Genomic DNA, 23,354 nt, shown 5'->3' on the forward strand with positions numbered 1-23,354 from the left:
CGTCTAGTTGAGTCTAATCCATAACGTATTTGGAAGACAAATGCGTTGTCTCTAAAGACTTTTTTGACAACCCGACGTAAAACACATGAAAGATAAATCATGTGTAATGGAACAGACACGCTCAGATAATTATGCTCCCGCAAAGAATATATCCTGCATCGTTCACTAAATTTGAAAGAAATTACCCATGTAATTTTTAATGAAGCATTTCTTTTTCCTTAGAAAAAACCAGGAATATTTATTAACTAACTATACTCAAATGGCCTTCCTTATGAACGGAGTTCCTGTTATGCACAAAAGTGTTCCCTTTAAAAGGACAATGATTGCCAGTGTGCTTTCGTTAGCTGCTGGTGCTGTGTCCACTGTTCATGCTGCACCGGCGACATCTACCGCACCGGAAAATGCGCCAAAACAAGACTCATCAAAGCCAAATATCGTTGTTATTTTCGGTGATGATATCGGTTACTGGAACCTGAGTACTTATAACCAGGGCACCATGGGATATAAAACCCCGAATATCGATAGCATTGCGGCTGAAGGTGCCAAATTTACCTCTTACTACGCTGAACAAAGCTCCACTGCGGGACGTTCTTCATTCATTACCGGGCAAATGCCGTTCCGCACCGGGATGAGTAAAGTTGGGATGCCAGGTGCACCGCAAGGGTTGCAGAAAGAAGACCCAACCATTGCAAATGTCCTGAAGCAGCTGGGCTATGCAACCGGTCAGTTTGGTAAAAACCACCTCGGCGATCGTGACGAGTTTCTGCCAACCGCACATGGCTTTGATGAGTTCATGGGGAATCTTTACCACCTGAACGCAGAAGAAGAGCCAGAAAACCCGGACTATCCGAAAGATCCGGCCTTCCGTAAAGAGTTTGGTCCTCGCGGCGTCATTAAGAGTACTGCTGACGGCAAGATTGAAGATACCGGCCCGTTAACCGTCCAGCGTATGAAAACCGTGGACGAAGAGACTCTCGCGGCCAACAACGACTTTATGGAGCGTCAGGTTAAAGCAGGTAAACCGTTCTTCACCTGGTTTAACACCACGCGTATGCACAATAAAACCCACCTTAAGGACGGGAGCATTGGTGCTACGGGGTTGGGAACCTATGCAGACGGCATGGTTGAACATGACAAGATGATCGGTGAAGTGCTGCAGAAGATTAAAGATCTTGGCATCGAGGACAATACCATTCTTGTCTATACCACCGACAACGGCCCGATGACGGCAACCTGGCCGGATGCCGGTGAAACGCCATTCCGTGGTGAGAAAAACACTGGCTGGGAAGGTGGTTTCCGCGTGCCGGCTATGATCCGTTGGCCTGGGCATGTGAAACCCGGCACGATTATAGATGGTATTTTTGGCAGTAATGACTGGTTCCCTACCCTCGTTGCTGCGGCCGGCGATCCGAACATTAAAACAGAGCTGTTAAAAGGCTATAAGACACCATCGATTACCTACAAGGTTCATCTGGACGGCTACAACCAGCTCGATTACCTCCAGGGCAGTGGTCCGAATCAGCGTAAAGAGTTCTTCTACTGGAGCGATGACGGCGATCTGCTGGCTATGCGCTATGACCGCTGGAAAGTTCACTTTATGATTCAGGAACATACTGGACTTGATCTGTGGAAGTATCCATTCACCAAACTGCGTACGCCGTTGATCTTCGATCTGGAAGCGGATCCACTGGAAAAAGGCAGTGATGGTATGGGCTACAACGCCTGGTTCTACGACCGCCTCTTCCTGATGGGCGGTGCGCAGAAATATGCAAAAGAGATGCTGGCGACCTTTAAGGACTTCCCGCCGCGTCAGAAACCAGGTTCATTCACTATCTCTGATGCATCAGCCATGCTTGAGCAAGGATCTAACATCAATAAATGATGACGGATTTAGGGCAGGTTGCGTAGGCAATCTGCCCTTTTCAACACGATGAATACATGCATTTTCTGCCATTTCTTTCCAGGGGTCTGCCATGAAGTACAGCACTACGTTACCTGTTAAAGCGCTTCCGTCGGCGGAAAAATATGACGGTAAAGGCCCGGAATACAAGCGCCGTTTTCATGTTATGGCGAAACCAACAGGTTCAACCTGCAACCTCGACTGCTCATACTGCTTCTATCTGCACAAAGAAGAGTTACTGCACCAGGATAGACATACCGGGATGAGCGATGAGGTGCTCGAAAACTTTATTCGTCAGTACATTGATGGACAGGATGGCGATCAGGTGGTCTTTTCCTGGCAAGGTGGCGAACCCACCCTGATGGGGCTCGAATTTTTTGAGAAGGTAGTTAAATTCCAGAAGCAGTATCAAAAGCCTGGTCAGCGCGTCGAAAACGATCTACAAACCAATGGCGTGTTACTGAATGACAAATGGGCTGAATTTCTAAAAGAACATAAATTTCTTGTGGGACTTTCCATTGATGGCCCGCGGGAACTGCATGACTGCTATCGCGTGACGCGAAGCGGAAAACCGACCTTTGATAAGGTGATGAAAGGTGCAGAAGCCCTGAAAAATCACGGCGTGCCGTTTAACGCATTGGTCACGGTAAACCGCACCAATGCGCGTTTCCCACTTGAAGTCTATCGCTTTGTTACGCGCGAACTGGGCGCCACTTACGTACAGTTTAACCCCTGCGTGGAGCCTGTAGATTTCAAACAAACTGCACCGCAGTTCTGGCAGGATGATTCCATTCCGGTCACCGGTAGCCGTCGTGCCCGCCCAGGCGATCTTGATTCCATTGTTACTGACTGGTCGGTCGACCCTGACGACTGGGGCCGTTTCCTGATTGCCGTGTTTGAAGAATGGGTCAATAACGACCTGGGCCGCGTTCAGGTCAACCTGTTTGAAACCGCCGTCGCCCAGACGATGGGGATGCCTGCGCAAATCTGTACTCACTCTGAGTTCTGCGGTAAGGGACTGGCTGTCGAAAAAAATGGTGATATCTATTCCTGCGATCACTACGTCTACCCGGAATACCAGATTGGCAATATTGAACATGCTCAGCTTTCGCATCTGGCCTTCTCCGAGCGGCAAAAAGCCTTTGGGATGGGCAAACGCGATACATTGCCATCCTACTGTAAAGAGTGCCCTTACCTGAATCTGTGCTGGGGTGAATGCCCCAAAAACCGCATTGTTCGCTCACCGGATGGCGAACTGGGTTTGAACTATCTGTGCCCCGGAATAAAAGCCTTCTTTAACTACGCCGAACCCATTCTTGTGGGCATATCGACCTTACTGAAACGTGATTTTTCAGGATTACGCCGATGATAAACCGAGAAAAGTTATTGCAACTTGAGCAACGGATGAACGAGCAGGTTCTGGGACAGGAAGAGCTGGTACGCATGTTGATCATCGCCCTGCTTTGCGACGGTCATGTGCTACTTGAAGGTCTTCCTGGCCTTGCAAAAACACGTGCCGTACGCGAACTGGCGCGTCACGTTGAAGGCGATTATCGCCGGATCCAGTTTACGCCGGACCTGCTTCCTTCCGACATTACCGGCAGCGAGATTTATCAGCAAAATGCCACCCGCGAAGAAGACCAGTTCCGGTTCCGCCCCGGGCCTGTTTTCGGCAATATCATTCTGGCCGATGAAATCAACCGTGCCTCAGCGCGAGTGCAGTCTGCCCTGCTTGAAGCCATGGAAGAACGTCACGTCACCGTTGCAGGAAAAACATGGCCCCTTCCCGGCGTCTTTATGGTTCTTGCCACGCAAAACCCCGTCGACCAGGAAGGGACATGGCCGTTGCCCGAGGCCCAGTTGGATCGCTTCCTGATGAAAGTACTGGTGAATTATCCGTCGAAAGAAAATGAACGCAAAGTCATGCAACTCGTCCGTGCTGAACAGCAGCAAAAATATCAACAGCAGGCGGACTCCTCTTCACCTGACGCCACGCAAGCAGAAACATTACAGCTTTCCCGGAAAGAGATTACTGAATGCTGGCAGGCTATTTCTGCCATTCACGTAGCGCCAACGGTTGAACACTACATAGTTAATCTGGTGGATTTAAGCCGTCATCCTCAGGCCGTCAGCGATACGCTGGCCGGCTATATTACCTTTGGTATCAGTCCGCGTGGCACGCTGGCACTCGAACGCTGTGGCCGTGCGCAGGCGTGGCTTGAAGGCCGGGATGCGGTGTTACCGGAAGATATCAAGAAGATTGCGCCCGCAGTATTACGCCACCGCTTGATGTTGAGCTATCAGGCCAATGCAGATAACTGCACGCCTGATGACGCCGTACGGATGTTGCTTGATGCAGTGGTGGCGTAATGAGCGGAGCTGTGCGTATTGAACGTGATGAGTTGCTTAAACTTGCCACCGCCGCGCGGGCGATAGCCAATCCTCCCGGACAAATCCCTCCAGGGGCACTGGCGGGAGAGCGTGTCTCGCGCCAGCAAGGGCGTGGTATGAACTTTGACAGTCTGCGACGTTATCAGCCCGGCGACGATGTCCGGTTGATTGACTGGCAGGCGACCGCCCGAATGCGCTCCCCGTGGATCCGGCTTTACAACGAAGAGAAAGAGCGCCCGGTTTATTTGTTAGTTGATCAACGCCGCGACATGTTTTTTTCGACGCGAGTACAAACCAAATCCGTTGCGGCGGCTAAAATTGCCGCCCTTCTGGCCTGGCGCAGCTGGCACGACGGTGACCGGCTCGGCGGTGTGGTATTTGGCGACCGCGACTATTCACTACGAAAATGCCGGGCACCGGTCAGCTCACTTCCGTCGTTTCTGGACGATCTTGTGCGGTACAACCACAGCGTCGCTGACGCTTATCCTCATGAGTCGCCAGGCTCGTTATCGTTGGCTGAAATGTTGCGCCACAGCCTGCATACGGTACCAGCGGGTTGTTGGGTGGCATTAATCAGCGATTTTCACGATATGGATAACGAGTGCGACGCCCTTCTTGCCGCACTACGTCGCCGTGGTGAAGTTAGCGCGTTCGTTATGCTCGATGACCTGCACCTGCGCTTACCCTCGCGAGGAAGTCTGGCTGCCCGTTACGAAGGTAATGAGACAACCTTTTCACTGACGCCCACCCTGCAAGACGAGATTAAACAAAGCGTGACCGCCAGACTTTCGATGCAGGAATCACGCCTTACACGGCTGGGTATCAAGGTGAATCAGATCGTCGTCGCCGGGGATCTGATACGACAGCTACAACAAGGAGTCTAGATGCTGGAGAAAGGATTTTCAGTACCCGATCTGGCGGAACCGTTACTTCCCGCCTCGCCTTCATGGTTTCCGCTCCCGCCGGGATGGTTTGTCCTCGGTGGCGTGATGCTGCTCCTGCTGGGCGTGGTTATCATCATTCGCTACGCCCGGTGGCGACGAAACCTGTGGCGCAGACAAGCGCTGAATGCCCTGTTGCAACCGCAAACGGCGGACAGCTGGCTGTTACTGATAAAACGTGTCTTGCTGGTTCATCACCCGCGGGAACAGATCAGTGCCGCGCTGGATCCTGCACTCTGGCTGAAGAATGTCCCGCTTGACGATGCCCTGCGTCAGCAGCTCAGCCAGCGCTACTGCCAGTCGGATAATCAGCTGAGCAAAAACGATACCGAACGTTTACACACCCAGTTGCGCGTCTGGATAGAGGGGCTGCCTCATGTCTGACTATCTTGTGCGCGTGGCGTTTGCGTGGCCCTGGGCCTGGCTACTCATGTTACTGCCCCTGATGAGTCGCTTCTTTATGATGAAAGAACGCGCACTTCGAGAGTACGTCCGTGTGCCCTTCCTGCCTGCACTGATTGATGAGCTCCAGCTAAACAGCAGACCCGAGCGCAGCAGCAGAACGGCGGTCACGGTATTCTGGCTGACGTGGACACTTCTGGTTTGCGGCCTTGCCCGGCCGGAGTTTCTTACCCGACCTCAGCATATTGAGAAGCCGATGCGCGACATTATGCTGATTCTGGATGTGTCGGGCTCTATGGGAAAAAATGACATTGCTGGCGGACAAACACGGCTCCAGGCGGTTCAGGCATCCGTTAAGAAATTTATAGCTGCCCGCAAATCCGATCGCATAGGTCTTGTTATTTTTGCCAACGGTGCCTGGCCGTTTGCGCCGGTGAGTGAAGACAAACAAGCGTTAAAGACACGTATTAACCAGCTTTCACCCGGTATGGCCGGACAACAGACAGCCATCGGAGATGCGCTTGGCGTTACCGTAAAATTACTGGATGCCAGTGGCAATAGTGAAGCCAGTAAACTGGCTATTATCCTGACGGATGGAAACGACACGGCATCGCAGCTCACTCCTCGACTCGCGGCACAGCTTGCTGCAAGCCACCATGTGCAGGTTCATACCATTGCTTTTGGTGATGTAAAAAGCCAGGGCACCGACAAAGTCGACCTGCCGCTTCTACAGGATATTGCCCGCGTGACAGGAGGACGGGCCTGGACTGCCGAAAACAGTGGTGCATCGCTGGATGCCGTCTGGCAGGAAATTGATGCCATCACTCCCGTACAGGTAAAGCGCATCGGCTGGTCGTGGCGCGTGCCGCTATTTATGTGGCCAATGTCCGCCGCGCTGATCCTGCTGCTGGCGTTTAATCTGTATCGTGTGTTCAGGGAGAAAATGTCATGAGTGATTTCCACTTTTTATATCCCTGGCGTTTGCTTCTGTTGATCCTGTGCGTGGCGCTATGGTGGTTGCCTTCTGCCGGGCACAGTGCATGGTCACGCATCATGGATAACCCCCTGGCGAATGCGCTGATTGTCGGACGCCAGCGAACCTTTACCCGTGTATTACCCTGGCTATTTATTGCCGGGGTTATTGCACTGGCAGGGCCTGGCTGGCAGCGCCAGCTTCCCGCCGCGCTGACGCCAGAAAGCAATGTCATGGTGGTGATGCAACAGGATACTGCAATGCTTGCAAGCGACCTTGCCCCCAGTCGTCATCAACGAATGCAGAGTAAAATTATGGCGTTGATGGAACAGATGCCGGGCACACGTTTTGGTCTTGTGGTTTATAACGCAGGAGCATGGCTGACCACCCCCCTGACCATCGACACGGCGTTCTACTCCCTCTTTTTACATGCCCAGTCGCCTGAAATCCTTCCCGAGGGTGAGGGCTCGGGGCTACAGGCTGCGATAGCCATCGCACAGCACAATATGCCGGAGTCACCGCGCAACATTATCCTGGTGGCCGACACGCTGAACCCGGGAGATATCCGCTGGCTTGCCAGGCAAACGTCCAGCCTGCAAATCTGGGTTCCTGGAACCGCAGCAGGCGGTACGCTTCCCGATAAATTCACCGCCAGCGGGACCGATACCCGGCTAAATGTGTCTCGCTTTGAGGCGGTGCGTAACAGCGGGATCCCCGTCACGCTGGTCACTGCGGACGATAGTGACCTGCCGGTCGTGCTTGACCATATCCAGCAATCTGTCACTGCTCAAAATAACGCACGCAGCGATCTGCACTGGCGTAATGACGGGTGGATGCTGGCAATCCCAATGCTGGCACTGCTGTTGCTATGGCGAAAACAGCTATTTTGCTGGCTTGTTATCGCGCCATTACTGTTCTGGCCACCAGCCGGTCAGGCCGCCTGGCTCGATGCCTGGATTAGCCCTGATATTCAGGGCCAGCGAGCCTTTTCGCGCGGTGACTATGACGCCGCAGCCAGTCATTTCACCGACCCGCTCCGGCGAGGGATCGCATGGTATCGTGCAGGAAACTACACTGCCGCTACGGGAGCCTTTCGTCAGGCACCTCAAACGCCTGAGGCGTTGGTCTGGACAGGCAACAGTTACGCTCAGCAAAAGCACTGGCAGCAAGCGTTAAACAGTTATGACCGGGCATTGAGCCTACGTCCAGACTGGCAGCTTGCACTGGGAAATCGGGCGAAAATTGCTGCCATCATCATGCAGTTGCGACAAAAAGAACGCGACCGCCTGTCGGCTCAAAGTGAAGAGCAAGATTACACCCCCGATGAAATCAAGCATGACCTGAAGCCTGGCCAGGGGGTAGCCCAGAAAGATATTCAGCCTGTCGCAGGTAATAATCCGCAGGTTAATCAATGGTATGAAAATCTGACCGTTTCGCCAGCAGGGCTCCTTGAAAACCTCTACCGCGCCCAACCAGGAGTTGAAAAATGAAGCTGGTCTGGTTATTGCTGGTTGCTTTCATGCCCTGTCAGGCTGCAATGACGGTAACGCGCGAATTGATCGCCCCGGAGCATGTTGTTCCGGGGCAACCCGTTCAGGTTGCCATAACATTCTGGACTGACACCTGGTTTAACCCACCGCCAGAGTGGCCCGACTTTCCTGTTGAAAATGGTGATTTGCTCACGGTGACTCAGCCCAATCAGCTGTTAACCCGACAGGAAGGAGGGACCAGCTGGAGCGGTGTGCGCATGGAACGGCAGATTTCCGCGTGGGATCAAGGCAGTCTGCGCTTACCCGAATTTGAACTGACCTTAACCCCTTCGGGCCAGGCTCCTGTTACGGTGCAACTTCCCGCGCTGGATAAAGCGGTCAGTTGGCCTGATGGTGTGAAACAACCGGACCGTTTCCTTCCAGCGGGACGTTTATCTCTCAGTCAGAAGATCAATATTTACTACAGCGGCAAAGATAAGACATTGCGTGCCGGAGATGTCGTTGAACGCGTAGTCACCGTTCAGGTTACTGAGGCGACACCAACGCAAATCCCGACGTTGCTTTACGCCATTCCAGGAACCCACACCCAACGTCTGACACCGGTCACGCGTCCGGTTACGTCAGGCCGGGGAGAAGTTGATGGCACACAGCGCATTGAGACGCTTCGTTATTTACCCGTTGATGCCAGTACGATCACCCTTCCCCCGGTAAAACTTCGTTGGTGGGATACAACACACCAACAATGGCAAACCGCTGAGCTCCCGGGGAGCCAGTATCACGTAGCTGCAGCAATATCAGCCGGTGCGGAATCCGCATTAAAAGGGAAAAAAGACTCATCGGCAGGCCGGATTGCGCGAGTCGTTGCTGGCATCATTGTGGGCATTGGCCTGCTCTTTTACTTCCGCTATGCCCTGCTTCGAACTGGCCGTTTTCTGCGTCACCAGTGGCGACGCTTTTGGCACCCCTGCGGCCTTCCTGGACAGGTTCCTGAAAAAAGGAGTTAGCAATGAAACGTACTTTAGTCAGTCTTATATTATTCAGCCTTTGTGGGACGGCCGCCGCCGAACCGCTGTCGGCCTGGAATGAAACTGCGGCGAAACGAGCTATCATCGATTGGGTACAAAATGCCACTCAGGCCGGGAGCCCGGCGTTTATCCCCCCCGAAAAGCGGTATGTTGTCTTTGATAATGACGGTACGCTCTGGCCAGAAGCCCCCTTAACGTTTCAGATCCAGTTTGCTCTGGATGAAATAAAACGACTCGCACCTCAACATCCTGAATGGTCAAAGGATCCGCTGATTAAAGCGGTGCTTAATGACGATCTGAAAACCGTTGCTGTGGGTGGTGAAAAAGGGTTAATGAAACTCCTGTCGTTAACCCATAGCGATATGACCACCGATGAGTTTGATAAACGAGTGGCGGACTGGGTCTCAACACATAAAGACCGTCGTTTCGGCTGTCAATATGATCAGATGGGATATCAGCCAATGCGCCAGTTACTCGATTATTTACGCGAGAATGGCTTTAAAACGTGGATTATTTCCGGCGGTGGCATTGATTTTATGCGGGTGCTTTCTGAAAAGATGTATGGCATCCCACCTGAACAGGTTGTTGGTTCATTCTCTTTAGGAGAGTTTTCAATTACGGATGATCAAACCCAGATCCGTAAAACGCTTAAGGGGGCCTTCAACGATGACGCCGCCAATAAGCCAGTCGCTATTCACTTGTTTATGGGGCATCGCCCCGTTGCCGCCTTTGGTAACAGCGACGGCGATCTGGCGATGATGCAATACACATCGGCCAATCCTGGCTATAAGACCTTTGCTTTACTGGTGCATCATACCGACGCCGCGCGTGAATATGCGTACGATAGCCATCCACCAGCCAGTGGTAAACTCATAGCAGGGTTAAAAGTAGCAAAAGAAAAAGGCTGGACGGTAGTGAATATGCAGCAGGACTGGAAAACGGTGTTTGATCCATCACAATGTGCCGCGAAACCAATGCCTTAGTTCTGTCTGCCCCTTCTGGTCTGAATTAATGGCCAGAAGGGTATTTCTGACTTATTCACTCTCTTTAAAACTGGGGAGTTCACCATAATCGATTTTTATCCCCTGCAATTCATCAATGATCGCCTCACTAATATCCTGACCGCTGTCTGAAGTCACCCCCTGGTCTTTATTAAAGATCACTGAATAATGATTTTTGATGCGATACGACTCAACAACACGGGTAATCGCATTCTGGCTAATCATACGAACGCGACCCGCTTCGATGCGGAGTTTATTGCTGAGACTGGCTTTTTCGAGCATCCCGATTTCACGACGCTGGTGTTCAGGCAGGGCCGAATTTTTCAGTTGCGCGTTTCTCTCTGCTTCCTGGGCCAGCAAAGCTACCTTTTCAGCCCTGATTTTCTCTTGCTGCATTATTGATGATTCATTCAGTACCCGTGTATAGCTGACGTAAGCAACGCCTCGCCTTTTGTCACTTTCTTTAACGTTATTGAGGAAGATAAAATAAACGACCAGACAGAGTGCAATTAACAGAAAAACAAAAAGGCGCATCGAGAATGTTTTCGTCTTCATTATTGGATCCGAAATTTAGTGTTTCATCTGGAAAGAATATATTGTCCACTGAAGATCACCTGAGATTTTTCACCATCAGGAATAACAAATTGAGTATAACAAGTGTCCCTGTTTACGCATTACACAAGCCCTCATGTGAAAGCCACTTCTGCGAACCGCTGATCAAGGGCCGTTACCAACGGCGCTGAGCGATGTTGTGCAGGCGACCAGTATTTTTTCGTCTCCTTGCCCGTATCATCTATGGCCATAATGTCGAACCGGGTCTGGGTCTGCCTGACCGGGTTTCTGTCAGCGAAATACGCCATTTCATTGCCGCTTTCTCTGCTTTCTTGTACCCTTTTATTGTTCACCCCTCCCCGTATATATGAGACAACATGACAGAGCACACTTCGAAAGATCCTTTGCACGGCATAACGCTGGAAATGCAAGTCAATGCGCTGGTTGCACGCTATGGCTGGAGTGAGTTGGGCAAAATCATCAACATCAACTGTTTTAAAAACGATCCAAGTGTCAAATCGAGTTTAAAATTTCTGCGCAGAACGCCCTGGGCGCGCGCAGAAGTTGAAGCCCTGTATCTCGATTCTCTCAGTGATGATGCCACCGAAGAACCGGATGTTCTCGCCTTTAACCCTTGGGCAAATAATCGGATTACTAAGAGCTAAAACGTAAATGTCGCTACACGTAAAACGGATAGGTGCGCTTGTTGGCTGCGCACTTTTACTTGTTAGTTGCTCCTCTAAACCACCAAAATCACTCGTTACTCCCCTTCCTCCGGTGAGTAAACCGGGTCAGCAGGCAAACGAACCGATGCGCGGCATCTGGCTGGCCACCGTTTCGCGCCTGGACTGGCCGCCGGTAGCATCGGTTAATGTCAGCAGCGCAGACCGACGCATTGATATGCAAAAGCAGGCGCTTAAAGACAAGCTGGATAAGCTGAAAAGCCTCGGGATCAACACCGTGTTTTTCCAGGTTAAACCCGACAGCACCGCGCTTTGGTCATCTAAAATCCTCCCCTGGTCCGATATGATGACCGGCAATATTGGCGAATACCCAGGATACGATCCGCTGCAATTTATGCTCGATGAAGCGCATAAACGCGGGATGAAAGTCCACGCCTGGTTTAACCCGTATCGGGTATCCACCAACACAAAACCGTCTACCGTCGCTGCGCTTAACAGAACCGCATCGCAAAGCCCCGCCAGCGTGTTTGTACAGCATCCTGACTGGATCCGGACAGCCGGCGATCGCTTTGTGCTCGACCCGGGCATCCCGGCAGTGCGCGACTGGATAACTGCGGTGGTGACTGAAGTTGTCGCCAACTACGCGATAGACGGGGTGCAATTCGATGACTATTTCTACACCGAAACACCAGGTTCCGCCCTGAATGACAGCCAGACCTTCCGGCAATACGGCCAGGGTTTTGCTTCCAGGGCAGACTGGCGCAGGCACAATACGCAGCAGTTGATTGCGCAGGTGTCTAAAGCGATCAAGCAGCAGAAACCGGATGTTGCGTTTGGCGTTAGCCCTGCCGGGGTGTGGCGTAACCGTTCGTTCGATCCTGCGGGTTCAGACACCCGTGGAGCCGCCGCTTATGATGAGTCTTACGCTGATACCCGTCTTTGGGTACAGCAAGGTTTGCTGGATTACATCGCACCACAGATATACTGGCCGTTCTCCCGCAGTGCGGCTCGTTATGACGTGCTGACGAAGTGGTGGGCAGAGGTGGTAAAACCCACCCATACGCGCCTGTATATTGGTATCGCGTTCTATAAAGTGGGCGAGCCGTCTAAAAATGAGCCGGACTGGACGGTAAATGGCGGGGTTCCGGAGCTGAAAAAACAGCTCGATTTGAACGAATCGCTGCCTAACGTCAGCGGCACGATCCTTTTCCGGGAAGATTACCTTAATCAGCCTCAAACCCAGGACGCGGTCAGCTACCTCAGAACCCGATGGGGAAGTTAATCCATCAGGCAGAAACCGGGTGTTTCTGCCTGTTTACCTGCGCTCACCCGAATATCTGTACAGACAAGACGGGTTTCTGGATTAAGGCCGTTACTGGGGTTTTGGTCCAAACATCTCCAGCAGCTGTTTTTCGTCTGGCATGCCGACCACCTGCTGAAGTTCGTTTTTAGCATTCAGATAATAAATAGCTGGCGTGGCATTGGCCCCCAGCGAATCCATGATCTTCTGATGCTGTTGCAGGATGTTAAAGGTTGCGTGCGAGGTATCGCCGTGAGTTTGCGGCAGTGTTTTACCACCTGAAAGCTCATAGTCCCGCCACGCGCTGACCGGATCTTTCGCATTCAAAATGGCGGAGGCATTACGCCCACTGTTCGGATTGAGAAACGCCACCAGCAGCGTATTCAGCTGGACCTTGCCCGCTTTCACCCAGGGCTGAGCCTCAGACCAGAATGTCTTGCAATACGGACAGAATGGATCGGCAAAGACGAAAACCTTACGCGGGGCCGTATCCGCACCCTCTTTCAGCGGATGCGCCGCATTGAGCGTTTTCCACATCTCTTTGCCCAGCGGAATGTAGATTTCCTTCTGGAAGTACTCTTCGCTCAGGTTTTTACCTTTATCATCATAAAGATAACCAGATATCACATGCTTGCCGTCTGGGGTCAAAAAAAGCGTGACGCCCATGTCCTGATATTGCCCCAGCCAGCCAGATGCCCCACCAGGGGCATCAATTTTCTTTATGATTTTAATACCCTGCTGCTCACTGAAGTTCTTCACCACGTCAGGAACGGCTTCTGTTGCGTGTGCCAGCCCGGACACCGCCAGCACTGAAAGTAACAGTAATTTCTTCATTCTCATCTCCGGCATTATCGGGGGCCGCCGTAGACCCCTTTAGCTTAGGGTTATCCAGCGCGTACTGTTCCGCAAAAGCGCGGCAGAATCAACCCGCCGTAATGGAAGTGTGAGATTGAAATTGAACGGAATTTAATGATGGGCTTTACCCGTTAACGGAATTTTTCCTTTGGCTACGAACGATAAGGAATATATGAATCAGCCCCATCGCACCATGCGCCCAGAAATAAGCCTCAATAAATACCGTCAAAAATTTATGAAAATGCAGCATGCTTTCTGTCAGCGCTGATGACGGCCCGTAAAGGGTATTAAGTACAAACCAGAGCCCACCACACATGGCAACGCCCAGCAGTGACAGCACGCCAAGCCCCTGAATTAATGCCGCAATTCCGCCGGCATGAGCGTCAGGAAGACGGAATGAGAAAAGCACGTTGATGTCTTCAATTACCCCCTTAAAATCAAGGGCAAGCCAGGCAAAATAGTAACGAAATCCTCGCTGTTTCAACATCCAGCCAAGCATGATGACGCCAAGAACAATCAGTGCCAGGCCAGATATAATATGGAACCATGTGACGATGCCAGTCAGCGATAAACTGCTCAGTGCCTCGCGCTCTGTAAGGTTCGAGTTAACTATCTGCAACAGGACCAATACGGCCACAATAATATGCAGCATGCGGAAAAAGGGAGTGTCCTGATGCGGAAGTGCATTTCGTAATTGTTCGTTCATCATTCAGCCCTTCTGTCAGGGATTAACCTTATCAGTATTGCGCCTGTTAATTAACGAAACCTTAACCTCTGAACGGATTAAACAACGAATAATGATCCTGAAAACACCGGCATCGTCATACCCGACAGCCCCTTCTTCCCACGACCTCACTCCCCTGTCAGGGCATCATAAATATCCCGCAAACGGGTACGTAGATACAGCACGGCTTTATGCTTGCGGGATAAAAGCGTCTGCACACTGACACCCGACTCATCCGCCAGCGCTTTCATGCTATAGCCCTGAAGTTCCGTTTTCTCAAATACCTCTCGCTGAAGCGGCGGCAGTTCAGACAATGCCTGCCCGAGTTCTTCCCACAACAGCGTTTTCAGGTACTCCTCTTCCGGGGTGTTCGGCACACCAAAGAGTGTTTCTGCAATCTCATCCTCAGCGAATTCCCCATCATCATCTGCCGTAAAATAGCCTGAAAGCGGTGATTCCCGTTTCTTGCGCGCCCGGTCGGTCATTTCATTACGCGCCGCGCGAAACAGCCACGCGGCGACATTCTCGACCGGCTGCTCAACGTTTATCAGCTGGTAAGTCACTTCCTGCACAATATCGTCGGCATCCTCGCGTACGCTACTCCGCCCGCGAATAAAGGCTTTCAACCGTGCACGACAGGCATTGAGTGCCGACACCAGCAATGATTCGCCTGCCATCCCGGTTTTCATCTCACTCACTCGGCGTCCGGCGTTTTTGCCGCACTGTCATCCCGTTTATCTTCACGATGCCCGCGCCAGCCGCAATGACCGTGGCGTCCAAAACCTTCGCGCCGTTGCTGGATAAAGGCTTCACGCTGCTCAGGCGTCATGTTCATCCAGCGCTCGTGCATCCGGCGATGCGCACCAAACATCCCGGGGCGGAAACCAAGGCCACCAAACAGAATACGGCACAGAACCAGTAATCCCAGCGCCTGCCAGAATCCAATGGCTTTAACGCCCAGAATGGCAGGCAGAAGCGCGTTCCACAGAGACATCACCAGCAGGCCAAGCACCACAAACAACACCGCGCCAATCACCAGGGCTTTACCCATACGATGACGACCAAAACCGCGCCCATGGCCTCTTGCGTGCATATCAAAATCTCTCATTGTTTTTACCTCATTACAGTAACTGATTATGGCTTGTGATGAGGTAGACGAATGAGCGAGAAGAATATTGCTAAAAAAATGAAAAAATATCTGAGGGTGTGTTCAGGGGGATCGCTCCCCCCGACAGGAGAGTTACGCCCGCGCAGGCAGGCTAAAGCTTGAAATGCTATGCGACAGATGTTGCGCCTGCTCTTCCAGAGACGCGGCAGCGGCTGCAGACTCCTGCACCAGCGCGGCGTTTTGCTGCGTGACGCCATCCATCTCGGTCACCGCCTGGCCCACCTGGCCAATACCCCGGCTCTGCTCTTCAGAAGCAACTGAAATCTGCTCCATCAGCGTATTTACTTTATTAACCGACGTGATAATCGAGTCAATCACGTCACCTGAGCGATGCACCAGCTCTGCGCCATTCTTAACGCTGGCGACCGACTGGGCGATCAGGCTTTCGATATCTTTCGCAGCAACCGCACTCTTCTGGGCAAGTGTGCGGACTTCACTGGCGACAACCGCAAATCCGCGCCCCTGCGTTCCGGCGCGCGCCGCTTCAACCGCCGCATTCAGCGCCAGGATGTTGGTCTGGAATGCGATGCTGTTAATGACGCTGGTAATATCTTCAATACGTTTCGAGTTGGCCGCAATGGTGTTCATCGTCTCGATAACTTCACGCGTTACGGCTTCACCGGTATGGGCGTTTTTCACTGCGTCCTGCACCAGCTTACCCGCCTGATTCACGTTTTCAGTGTTATTGGCCACGGTCGCACTCAGCTCTTCCATACTGGCGGCGGTCTGTGTCAGGGCGGAAGCTTGTTGCTCGGTACGTGAAGCAAGATCAATATTCCCGGAAGCAATTTCCTGCGCGGCATGAGTTACCGTATGGCTGGCGTCGCGAACCTGAGAGATGGTATCAAGCAGCGCGAGGCGCATCTGCTCCATCGAGCCCATCAGGTTGTCAATTTCATTGCTGGAGTTGGCTTTCACCGGGACAGGGTGAGTCAGCTCACCGGCGGCAATCTGACTACAGTGTTCACGGGCCAGGTTTACTGGCGCAAAAATGAAGCGTTTCATCAGCAGGCTGACCGCAATAACCACCGCCACAAACAGGATCGCGAATGTAGCGATAAGCCAGAGACCAGAAACAAAATTACTGCTCGCATCTTCATTCAGGCTTTTGGCGTATTTCTGGTGAACCGACAGCACCTGATCAAGCACGATTTCGTATTTACGGTCGAGTTGAGAAACCGTGGTGATGAGTGCGTTGAATTTCGTCACATCATGCGCTTGCGCGGCGTTAATCAGCGGCTCCAGCCCCTGATTACGGTAGTTTTGCCAGGCTTCCTGATACGCGCTCACCAGTGGGGCTTCATCTTGCAGACGCGGTGCGTCCATAAAGGCGGCAAAGGCGTTATCGGCTTTGCTCAGTGCCGCTTTAACAGACGACAGCTTCTCAGCCTGATCGGCTGAATCCCCTGCTTCCACCATTTTCACATACTCCATAACCCTTACACGCAAAGTACGGCTATGGTTGATAGGGTCAATAATGGACAACACGACATGGATTTCTTTGTTCACATCATCCAGCGAGTTATTACTTTTAATGATAAGGCCGACGCTTGTGAACGTGCTGGCTACAAAGAAAAACAGCAGGGAGAACAGTATAAAGAGGGATGATTTTTTCAACGACATGGGCAGATACCTTAGGGATAGACATTACCTATGGTTATCGGCTTATTCATAACATTATTTAATTAAAATTATTGTATTATTAAGTAAAGTCACCAGACCATCACTCTGTTTAATATCAATCAGTTATCTATAAAAACGTGCAAGAAAAGCATTTATTTTAGTATCCAAAATTAATCTGTTTGTCGGCTAATGAATTAGCAGGCAATCTGCGGCCAGTGGATATCACCGACACCATTAAGCTGAGGCCGCGCAAACAAGAATCCCTGGAAACGTCGGATACCGGCAGACTCTAGCCAGCACCACTCTTCTATCTTCTCGATCCCTTCCGCCACCAGCGAAATTTCCATGTCGGTACAGCAGCTGACAATCGATTTCACAATCGCCTGCTTCGGGCCACTTAAATGGATATTGCTGACAATTTCCCGGTCGATCTTGATCTTATCCGGCTGGAACCGGGTCAACAGAGAAAGCCCGGCATAGCCGGAGCCAAAATCATCAATCGCCAGGCCAATACCTTCGGCACGCAGCTGTTTAATGGCGCTGTTAAACTGATTAAAGCCGGAGATCATCTCGTTTTCTGTGACCTCGATAACCACCTGCTCGGGCTGGAGTCCGTGAAGCTTGATTTGATCCACCAAAAATTCCACCGCACCTGGCACATTCACCAGCGACATGGGCAGAAGGTTAACTGCTATTTTATGGCCGCCAATGCCAATTTTTTCGGCCAGCGCGAACGCATACGCCTTGGTCTGTAGGTCCACTTCGTAGACTTTATCCTGATCGAGAGCCTTAAAGAAATGCTCCGGACTTCCGCCGTCATTACTGCGGATCAGGGCTTCAAGTGAGGAGATTTTACCTTCGCCAGGTTCGACAATGGGTTGCAACGCAAACTGGCAAACTTGATTGGCAATCGGCACGCCAACACTCCCGCCAAAACGGGTATTTTCTTTTGCGAGCGTCCATTTATCGGCATTTAACGCTGTGCCTGAATGTGCGGATTTTTTCCTGGTAATAAACGACTGGATAAATTTAAACACTCGATCATCAGATGCCAGATAGTTTTCCAGTTTGCTGTAATACAGGACGGATTCCAGCACCGCACTGGGGGATTCAATGCGCAAATCAAAAAGCAACATACCGACATTTTCGAAGCGTCTGCGCGGACCGTAGTCCCGCATCAACTCAACCACATCATTGTGCCGTTTATCGTCACGGATCCGATGAAATAGCTTAACGACATCCTCTTCCGCGCCTTCCAGAATTTGCAGAATATTCTGTCCATTGAACAGCAAAATCCCGGTGATGTTCAGCAACGCATTGCGATGTCTGGCTTTCTTTACCAGAGCGCTAAGTTGAGTAGATTTACAGGATGAATTTAACTGGCTTCGGTAAATGAGTGTAGTAAGCACAGAAACTGTTCCCGATGTAATTTTTACGCCTGTAACCTCTTGTTTAGCATAAATTCTAAATGTCGACTAATTATATTGCTTCTATAAATTGTTTTAAGATTTTCCCGGTTAAGTATAAGTGAAATTGATTAAATCTTTGCTTATTTCGTCGTCTGTTATGGCCTGGTTACTTTGTATCTTCCCCACCAATAAGCCTGTCGATCCGCTCCTGCATATAGTCATAAAAAGGATTCGATGTGACCCGCATCAGCGTATCTTTGCCAACGCTCAGCACCGATGTCTCCCCCCACAGCGAAACGGTTCCCAGACTGATACCATACTGGTTTTTCACCTTCGGACGGCTGCCGTACAGCGAGTCATCGGGCGGGAATGGCACCGCGATATGCGACAGTGAGTACACATCCTGCGGATAAGGTGTGGTCAAGGGCGCAACCTGTGCTTCCAGGCTTCCGGCTGGTGTGGTTCTGGCAATGGTGTCGAACGAGTGGGCGCTGGCGTTTGTAATAATTGTGACACTGTAACGTCTTGCGGCAGCGGGCAGCAGCTCAGAGACCGCCGTCCACGACGACGCCCTGAACAGCGGACGGAAAATGGCGGCCTGGTTAATATCAAACATCACCAGTTCGCTGCCGTTTGCAGGGAGCTGGTCGAATAGCTCGGTGACCACAGCCCGGGTACTGACCGTTGAATCCATCACTGACTGAAATGCCATGACAGGTGGTAATGCGGTCAGCCTGTTCTCTCTTGCGTCGCGGCTGAGCTGTTGTTGCAGCGCCTGGGTAAGTAACCAGGACTGACGGGCAGCATTAACCGGGAATGAATTGTATTTATAGGGGTTATACTCCGGGGCGATATTCAGCCACGCTGCTTTAGCAAATGCCGGGAGCATCGCGGGTAAACCGGCAAGCCCGGCAAAACGCGCAAACGCCGTGACGCCTATCATCGGGGAAAGTAATACCAGCTGCTGCGGCTTACGAAGCTGCGGGGAATCCAGGCTATCGAGTGCATATTTCATGGCCAGCGCCCCGCCGTTGGAATATCCCACCAGATGCAGCGGCACATTATCACCCGCCAGACGTGTCGCCTCCCTCACCGCAAGACGCGCCACGGCAAGCCAGGTTTCCCACTCCACATCGGTGAGCGCGCCCGGCGCAGTTCCGTGCCCTGGCAGGCGTGGGGCGACCGCCACAAATCCCCGCTGCTGGTAATCAACCGCGAGATGCCGGACGCTATAGGGTGAATCCGTCAGCCCATGCAGCAGCACCACGGCCCCGCGCGGCTTGCCGGTGGGCATCAATACAAACGAACGGTTAGCGTCAGGCGAGAACTGACCGGGCCACACCAGGCTGTGACGGTAAAAACGGTTAAGCGGCGTACGTTCGCTCACCTCGGTTTTGTCCGTCACCTGACTGCGCAGGTCACTAAATATGGCGTTTTCCCGGGTGAGGTATTGCGCAAAGCTGGCGTGGTCAATCTCTGCGACCGACATCTCATCTGCAGTCCAGGTATGCCATACGTGCAGTGCCGGCCCTTTTTGCGAAGCATAAATGCGGATCGCGAGCAGTACAATCAGCACCACGCCGATCACCAGCGCAATTTTCTTTGCAAGAACCATCAGACGCATACTGATGCGCCACGGCAGGTTAGCCATGCCGATATCCTTTTCCTTTTCACAATTCCTTTTATCTTAACAAAAATGTGAAGGCACTGACGTATTCACCAAAATCATACCCTGCCCTCCGCTCGCTGCACCAAAAGTGAACTACGCTGCACAAATGTTGATCATTGGTTAAGCAAATATTGCATTAACTTTGCAGCGCAGGCAGAAAATCACGCCATGCGAACATGGCACGCGCCGTGCATTGTTAATCAGATAACAACAACCCGGCGTTTGACAGCCTGTTAACAGCGAGGCGGCATGACGATAAAACCAGAGATGATGAGCCGCATTGAAGCGACCTTCAGCCAGCTCACGCCAAGTGAAAAACGCGTGGCGAGCTGGATGCTGGCGCATGGTGCGCAAATCCCGTTCGAAACAGCGGAAAGCGTTGCCCTGGCGACCGGTACCAGCGGGATCACCGTGGGCCGCTTCCTGCGTAAGCTCGGCTATCGCAATCTGGAAGACGCCAAAAAAAGTCTGCGCGATCCTTATCAGCCCTGGGGAATGAACGATCGCCTCGACTCCTGGCAACAGCAGCGCCCGCTCTCTGACCGCGTTCAGCATTCGTTATCGCTCGAAGTGGACGCCATTACCCAGGTTTATCAGCTGGCGCAAAGTGACACCTTTAAACAGGTCGTTCACCGTTTAACCCATGCTGATGCCGTATTCGTGCTGGGGATCCAGTCTACGCGCGGGATAGCCAACGCTTTCTTCAGCCATCTGGAATATCTGCGCCCGCGCGTCAGCTATTCGGAAGGGTTATCCGGCAGCTGGGTTGAGTCACTGAACTCCGGGTTTGCGCACCCCTATATCGTGCTCACCGATACCCGCGCCTATTCTGCCATCGCCCGTCAGTACTGCCGCGTGGCGAGTGAAAAGAACATTCCCATGGCGCTTATCACCGACATCTGGTGCCCGTGGGCGCGGGATTATCCTGTCGATCTGCTCCAGGTGAAAACCGATACCGGTCATTTCTGGGATTCGCTGGCACCGGTGAGCTGTTTGTTCAACCTGCTGCTGTCGGGCGTGGTGGAAGCGCTGGGTGATGCGCTCCCGGCGCGTCTGGCAGTCAACCGACAATTACAACAAGAGTTTGGTCAATTCGAACGCTAAAGGAGCGGAGCTATGCCCGAAGAGTGTCAACTGGTTGATGTGGCGAAAACCTTCCCCACGCTGCATATCGATCTCAAATACGCGACGGCCGACAACATTACCGGCCACCCTATCTATCGGGAAGCCTTGTGCCTGCTACATCCCGATGCCACTACCGCGCTGGCGAAGGCGATCAGCATCGCCACGCTCGCCGGGCTGAAACTGGTGGTGTACGACGCCTACCGGCCACAGCAGGCTCAGGCGCAACTCTGGGACGCATGCCCGGACCCGGAATATGTGGTTGATGTGGCCATTGGCTCTAATCACAGTCGTGGTACCGCCATCGATGTCACCCTGATGGACGAGCGCGACAACGTACTGGATATGGGGGCCGGTTTTGACGAAATGCACGACCGCTCACACCCCTATCACCCCTCAGTGCCACCGCAGGCACAGCGTAACCGACTGCTGCTCAACGCCATTATGTTTGGCGGCGGCTTTGTGGGGATCAGCAGCGAATGGTGGCACTTTGAGCTACCGAACGCCGCCAGCTACCCCCTTCTTGACGATCGTTTTGACTGTTTTCCGTTGACGCACACATCCCTTTAAATCTGGAGCTTTGCTATGAAAACAACGATTCTGACCACTTTGATCGCCGCTACACTGGCCATGAGCGCCCCCGCAGTGCTGGCTGCAGTGCCAAAAGATATGCTGGTGATCGGTAAAGCTGCCGACCCGCAAACGCTCGATCCTGCAGTAACCATTGATAACAACGACTGGACCGTGACCTATCCGTCATATCAGCGTCTGGTAAAATATAAACCCGGAACCACCGAGGTTGAAGGCGATCTGTCGACCGGCTGGAAAGCCTCCGACGACCAGAAAGAGTGGACTTTCACCCTGGCGGATAACGCAAAATTTTCCGACGGAACACCAGTCACTGCCGAAGCGGTCAAGCTCTCCTTTGAGCGTCTGCTGAAGTTAAGCCAGGGGCCGTCTGAAGCCTTCCCGAAAGATTTAAAAGTGGATGTGGTGGATGAGCACACCGTGAAATTCACCTTAAGTCAGCCGTTTGCGCCATTCCTGTATACTCTGGCGAACGACGGGGCGTCGATCATTAACCCTGCCGTACTCAAAGCCAATGCCGCCGATGATGCGCGCGGCTTCCTGGCGCAAAACACCGCAGGCTCCGGGCCATTTATGCTGAAAAGCTGGCAAAAAGGTCAGCAGCTGGTGCTGGTGCCGAACCCGCACTGGCCGGGAAATAAACCGCACTTTAAGCGAGTCTCAGTGAAGATTATCGGTGAGAGCGCATCGCGTCGCCTGCAACTTTCTCGCGGCGATCTGGATATCGCCGATTCCCTGCCGGTAGATCAGCTTTCCGCCCTGAAGCAGGAAGGCAAAGTGGCTGTCGCGGAATACCCCTCTCTGCGCGTGACCTATCTGTATCTCAATAACAGCAAAGCGCCGCTGAACCAGGTGGATCTGCGTCGTGCTGTCTCCTGGGCGACGGATTATCAGGGCATGGTGAAAGGCATCCTTAGCGGGAATGGTAAGCAGATGCGCGGCCCAATCCCGGACGGCATGTGGGGCTTTGACGCAACTGCCATGCAGTACAGCTTTGATGAAGCCAAAGCCAAAGACGCGCTGGAGAAGGTTAAAGACAAACCGGCCAGCCTGACCTTCCTCTATTCCGATAACGATCCGAACTGGGAGCCTATCGCCCTGTCCACCCAGGCCAGCCTCGGTAAGCTCGGGATTAACGTCAAACTGGAAAAACTGGCTAATGCCACCATGCGCGACCGCGTCGGAAAAGGCGATTACGACATTGCTATCGGCAACTGGAGCCCTGACTTCGCCGACCCGTACATGTTCATGAACTACTGGTTTGAGTCGGACAAAAAAGGGCTGCCAGGTAACCGCTCGTTCTATGAGAACAAAGAGGTCGATTCCTTGTTGCAGGCAGCGCTGAAAACCACCGACCAGGCGGAACGCACCAAAGATTACCAGCAGGCGCAAAAGATTGTGATCGACGAGGCCGCCTATGTGTATCTGTTCCAGAAGAACTACCAGCTGGCGATGAACAAAGAGGTGAAAGGCTTCACCTTTAACCCGATGCTTGAGCAGGTGTTCAACATCGACACCATGAGCAAGTAACTGTCCGG

General features: G+C 52.4%; 22 protein-coding genes. 14 read left to right on the forward strand and 8 right to left on the reverse strand.

Translation table 11 applies throughout. The features are described from left to right. The first annotated feature begins 289 nt into the window (after nt 1-289). From ACS603_RS11455 to ACS603_RS11495, 9 genes are all read left to right on the forward strand, one after another. On the forward strand, nt 290-1,882 hold the full coding sequence (locus ACS603_RS11455; protein WP_474944291.1) for an arylsulfatase: 1,593 nt from the start codon (nt 290-292) through the stop codon (nt 1,880-1,882). A 91-nt stretch (nt 1,883-1,973) separates the two neighbouring features. Then, on the forward strand, nt 1,974-3,269 hold the full coding sequence (locus ACS603_RS11460) for an anaerobic sulfatase maturase (protein ID WP_474944292.1): 1,296 nt from the start codon (nt 1,974-1,976) through the stop codon (nt 3,267-3,269). Then, a complete protein-coding gene (locus ACS603_RS11465) occupies nt 3,266-4,270 on the forward strand; it encodes an AAA family ATPase (protein ID WP_474944293.1) in 1,005 nt (334 codons plus the stop codon). Before ACS603_RS11460 ends, ACS603_RS11465 begins: the two co-directional genes overlap by 4 nt. Further along, nucleotides 4,270-5,175: a DUF58 domain-containing protein gene (locus ACS603_RS11470; protein WP_474944294.1), complete on the forward strand. Its 906-nt coding sequence runs from the start codon at nt 4,270-4,272 to the stop codon at nt 5,173-5,175. The genes ACS603_RS11465 and ACS603_RS11470 overlap by 1 nt, the downstream gene beginning before the upstream one ends. Further along, nucleotides 5,176-5,616, forward strand: a complete 441-nt coding sequence (locus ACS603_RS11475; protein ID WP_474944295.1) for a DUF4381 domain-containing protein — start codon at nt 5,176-5,178, stop codon at nt 5,614-5,616. It abuts the gene before it with no gap. Further along, on the forward strand, nt 5,609-6,586 hold the full coding sequence (locus ACS603_RS11480; protein ID WP_474944296.1) for a VWA domain-containing protein: 978 nt from the start codon (nt 5,609-5,611) through the stop codon (nt 6,584-6,586). The genes ACS603_RS11475 and ACS603_RS11480 overlap by 8 nt, the downstream gene beginning before the upstream one ends. Continuing rightward, entirely contained in the window at nt 6,583-8,097 is a 1,515-nt protein-coding gene (locus ACS603_RS11485; RefSeq protein ID WP_474944297.1) for a tetratricopeptide repeat protein, read from the forward strand. Before ACS603_RS11480 ends, ACS603_RS11485 begins: the two co-directional genes overlap by 4 nt. Continuing rightward, nucleotides 8,094-9,101, forward strand: coding sequence for an oxygen tolerance domain protein (locus tag ACS603_RS11490; protein ID WP_474944298.1), 1,008 nt, complete (start codon nt 8,094-8,096; stop codon nt 9,099-9,101). Before ACS603_RS11485 ends, ACS603_RS11490 begins: the two co-directional genes overlap by 4 nt. Before the next feature lie 2 nt (nt 9,102-9,103). Next, a complete protein-coding gene (locus ACS603_RS11495) occupies nt 9,104-10,105 on the forward strand; it encodes an HAD family hydrolase (RefSeq protein WP_474944299.1) in 1,002 nt (333 codons plus the stop codon). 51 nt (nt 10,106-10,156) lie between these two features. Here ACS603_RS11495 and ACS603_RS11500 read toward each other — a convergent pair whose 3' ends face one another. Then, on the reverse strand, nt 10,157-10,678 hold the full coding sequence (locus ACS603_RS11500) for an OmpH/Skp family outer membrane protein (protein WP_474944300.1): 522 nt from the start codon (nt 10,676-10,678) through the stop codon (nt 10,157-10,159). Between the two features lie 374 nt (nt 10,679-11,052). On the opposite strand from ACS603_RS11500, the gene ACS603_RS11505 reads away from it, so the two are divergent. Continuing rightward, nucleotides 11,053-11,340, forward strand: coding sequence for a VF530 family protein (locus tag ACS603_RS11505; protein ID WP_474944301.1), 288 nt, complete (start codon nt 11,053-11,055; stop codon nt 11,338-11,340). A 7-nt stretch (nt 11,341-11,347) separates the two neighbouring features. Next, entirely contained in the window at nt 11,348-12,640 is a 1,293-nt protein-coding gene (locus tag ACS603_RS11510; RefSeq protein WP_182061153.1) for a glycoside hydrolase family 10-like protein, read from the forward strand. 90 nt (nt 12,641-12,730) lie between these two features. Here ACS603_RS11510 and dsbG read toward each other — a convergent pair whose 3' ends face one another. The 7 genes from dsbG to ACS603_RS11545 form a co-directional block, all read right to left on the reverse strand. Next, nucleotides 12,731-13,492: a thiol:disulfide interchange protein DsbG gene (gene dsbG, locus ACS603_RS11515; protein ID WP_182061154.1), complete on the reverse strand. Its 762-nt coding sequence runs from the start codon at nt 13,490-13,492 to the stop codon at nt 12,731-12,733. Between the two features lie 145 nt (nt 13,493-13,637). Further along, nucleotides 13,638-14,219: a cytochrome b/b6 domain-containing protein gene (locus ACS603_RS11520; RefSeq protein ID WP_315688701.1), complete on the reverse strand. Its 582-nt coding sequence runs from the start codon at nt 14,217-14,219 to the stop codon at nt 13,638-13,640. A 146-nt stretch (nt 14,220-14,365) separates the two neighbouring features. Beyond that, the gene (locus ACS603_RS11525) at nt 14,366-14,926 is read right to left on the reverse strand and encodes an RNA polymerase sigma factor (RefSeq protein ID WP_315688702.1); all 561 of its coding nucleotides are present in this window, start codon (nt 14,924-14,926) and stop codon (nt 14,366-14,368) included. A gap of 5 nt (nt 14,927-14,931) precedes the next feature. Then, a complete protein-coding gene (locus ACS603_RS11530; protein ID WP_182061155.1) occupies nt 14,932-15,345 on the reverse strand; it encodes a hypothetical protein in 414 nt (137 codons plus the stop codon). A gap of 132 nt (nt 15,346-15,477) precedes the next feature. Continuing rightward, the gene (locus tag ACS603_RS11535) at nt 15,478-17,028 is read right to left on the reverse strand and encodes a methyl-accepting chemotaxis protein (RefSeq protein WP_182061156.1); all 1,551 of its coding nucleotides are present in this window, start codon (nt 17,026-17,028) and stop codon (nt 15,478-15,480) included. Nucleotides 17,029-17,222: 194 nt separating this feature from the next. After that, nucleotides 17,223-18,437: a diguanylate phosphodiesterase gene (locus tag ACS603_RS11540; RefSeq protein ID WP_182061157.1), complete on the reverse strand. Its 1,215-nt coding sequence runs from the start codon at nt 18,435-18,437 to the stop codon at nt 17,223-17,225. Nucleotides 18,438-18,603: 166 nt separating this feature from the next. Continuing rightward, entirely contained in the window at nt 18,604-20,088 is a 1,485-nt protein-coding gene (locus tag ACS603_RS11545) for an alpha/beta hydrolase (protein ID WP_474944302.1), read from the reverse strand. Between the two features lie 267 nt (nt 20,089-20,355). Here ACS603_RS11545 and ACS603_RS11550 point away from each other — a divergent pair, with 267 nt between their 5' ends. Genes ACS603_RS11550 through ACS603_RS11560 form a run of 3 tightly spaced genes read left to right on the forward strand, consistent with a single transcriptional unit; the run spans nt 20,356 to nt 23,346 of the window. Then, nucleotides 20,356-21,210: a MurR/RpiR family transcriptional regulator gene (locus tag ACS603_RS11550; protein ID WP_182061159.1), complete on the forward strand. Its 855-nt coding sequence runs from the start codon at nt 20,356-20,358 to the stop codon at nt 21,208-21,210. A 12-nt stretch (nt 21,211-21,222) separates the two neighbouring features. After that, nucleotides 21,223-21,798 carry a D-alanyl-D-alanine dipeptidase gene (ddpX, locus tag ACS603_RS11555; protein WP_182061160.1) on the forward strand — a complete coding sequence of 192 codons (576 nt, stop codon included), beginning with the start codon at nt 21,223-21,225 and terminating at the stop codon, nt 21,796-21,798. A gap of 15 nt (nt 21,799-21,813) precedes the next feature. Further along, nucleotides 21,814-23,346: an ABC transporter substrate-binding protein gene (locus ACS603_RS11560; protein ID WP_474944303.1), complete on the forward strand. Its 1,533-nt coding sequence runs from the start codon at nt 21,814-21,816 to the stop codon at nt 23,344-23,346. The last annotated feature ends 8 nt before the right edge of the window (nt 23,347-23,354 follow it).

The organism is Enterobacter sp. Li2LvB3 (assembly GCF_056156645.1).

Excerpts from the sequence above, each read along its gene's own strand:
- ACS603_RS11455 (WP_474944291.1), top strand. The coding sequence starts at position 290 with ATGCACAAAAGTGTTCCCTTTAAAAGGACAATGATTGCCAGTGTGCTT.
- ACS603_RS11460 (WP_474944292.1), top strand. The coding sequence starts at position 1,974 with ATGAAGTACAGCACTACGTTACCTGTTAAAGCGCTTCCGTCGGCGGAA.
- ACS603_RS11465 (WP_474944293.1), top strand. The coding sequence starts at position 3,266 with ATGATAAACCGAGAAAAGTTATTGCAACTTGAGCAACGGATGAACGAG.
- ACS603_RS11470 (WP_474944294.1), top strand. The coding sequence starts at position 4,270 with ATGAGCGGAGCTGTGCGTATTGAACGTGATGAGTTGCTTAAACTTGCC.
- ACS603_RS11475 (WP_474944295.1), top strand. The coding sequence starts at position 5,176 with ATGCTGGAGAAAGGATTTTCAGTACCCGATCTGGCGGAACCGTTACTT.
- ACS603_RS11480 (WP_474944296.1), top strand. The coding sequence starts at position 5,609 with ATGTCTGACTATCTTGTGCGCGTGGCGTTTGCGTGGCCCTGGGCCTGG.
- ACS603_RS11485 (WP_474944297.1), top strand. The coding sequence starts at position 6,583 with ATGAGTGATTTCCACTTTTTATATCCCTGGCGTTTGCTTCTGTTGATC.
- ACS603_RS11490 (WP_474944298.1), top strand. The coding sequence starts at position 8,094 with ATGAAGCTGGTCTGGTTATTGCTGGTTGCTTTCATGCCCTGTCAGGCT.
- ACS603_RS11495 (WP_474944299.1), top strand. The coding sequence starts at position 9,104 with ATGAAACGTACTTTAGTCAGTCTTATATTATTCAGCCTTTGTGGGACG.
- ACS603_RS11500 (WP_474944300.1), bottom strand. The coding sequence starts at position 10,678 with ATGAAGACGAAAACATTCTCGATGCGCCTTTTTGTTTTTCTGTTAATT.
- ACS603_RS11505 (WP_474944301.1), top strand. The coding sequence starts at position 11,053 with ATGACAGAGCACACTTCGAAAGATCCTTTGCACGGCATAACGCTGGAA.
- ACS603_RS11510 (WP_182061153.1), top strand. The coding sequence starts at position 11,348 with ATGTCGCTACACGTAAAACGGATAGGTGCGCTTGTTGGCTGCGCACTT.
- dsbG (WP_182061154.1), bottom strand. The coding sequence starts at position 13,492 with ATGAAGAAATTACTGTTACTTTCAGTGCTGGCGGTGTCCGGGCTGGCA.
- ACS603_RS11520 (WP_315688701.1), bottom strand. The coding sequence starts at position 14,219 with ATGAACGAACAATTACGAAATGCACTTCCGCATCAGGACACTCCCTTT.
- ACS603_RS11525 (WP_315688702.1), bottom strand. The coding sequence starts at position 14,926 with ATGAAAACCGGGATGGCAGGCGAATCATTGCTGGTGTCGGCACTCAAT.
- ACS603_RS11530 (WP_182061155.1), bottom strand. The coding sequence starts at position 15,345 with ATGAGAGATTTTGATATGCACGCAAGAGGCCATGGGCGCGGTTTTGGT.
- ACS603_RS11535 (WP_182061156.1), bottom strand. The coding sequence starts at position 17,028 with ATGTCGTTGAAAAAATCATCCCTCTTTATACTGTTCTCCCTGCTGTTT.
- ACS603_RS11545 (WP_474944302.1), bottom strand. The coding sequence starts at position 20,088 with ATGGCTAACCTGCCGTGGCGCATCAGTATGCGTCTGATGGTTCTTGCA.
- ACS603_RS11550 (WP_182061159.1), top strand. The coding sequence starts at position 20,356 with ATGACGATAAAACCAGAGATGATGAGCCGCATTGAAGCGACCTTCAGC.
- ddpX (WP_182061160.1), top strand. The coding sequence starts at position 21,223 with ATGCCCGAAGAGTGTCAACTGGTTGATGTGGCGAAAACCTTCCCCACG.
- ACS603_RS11560 (WP_474944303.1), top strand. The coding sequence starts at position 21,814 with ATGAAAACAACGATTCTGACCACTTTGATCGCCGCTACACTGGCCATG.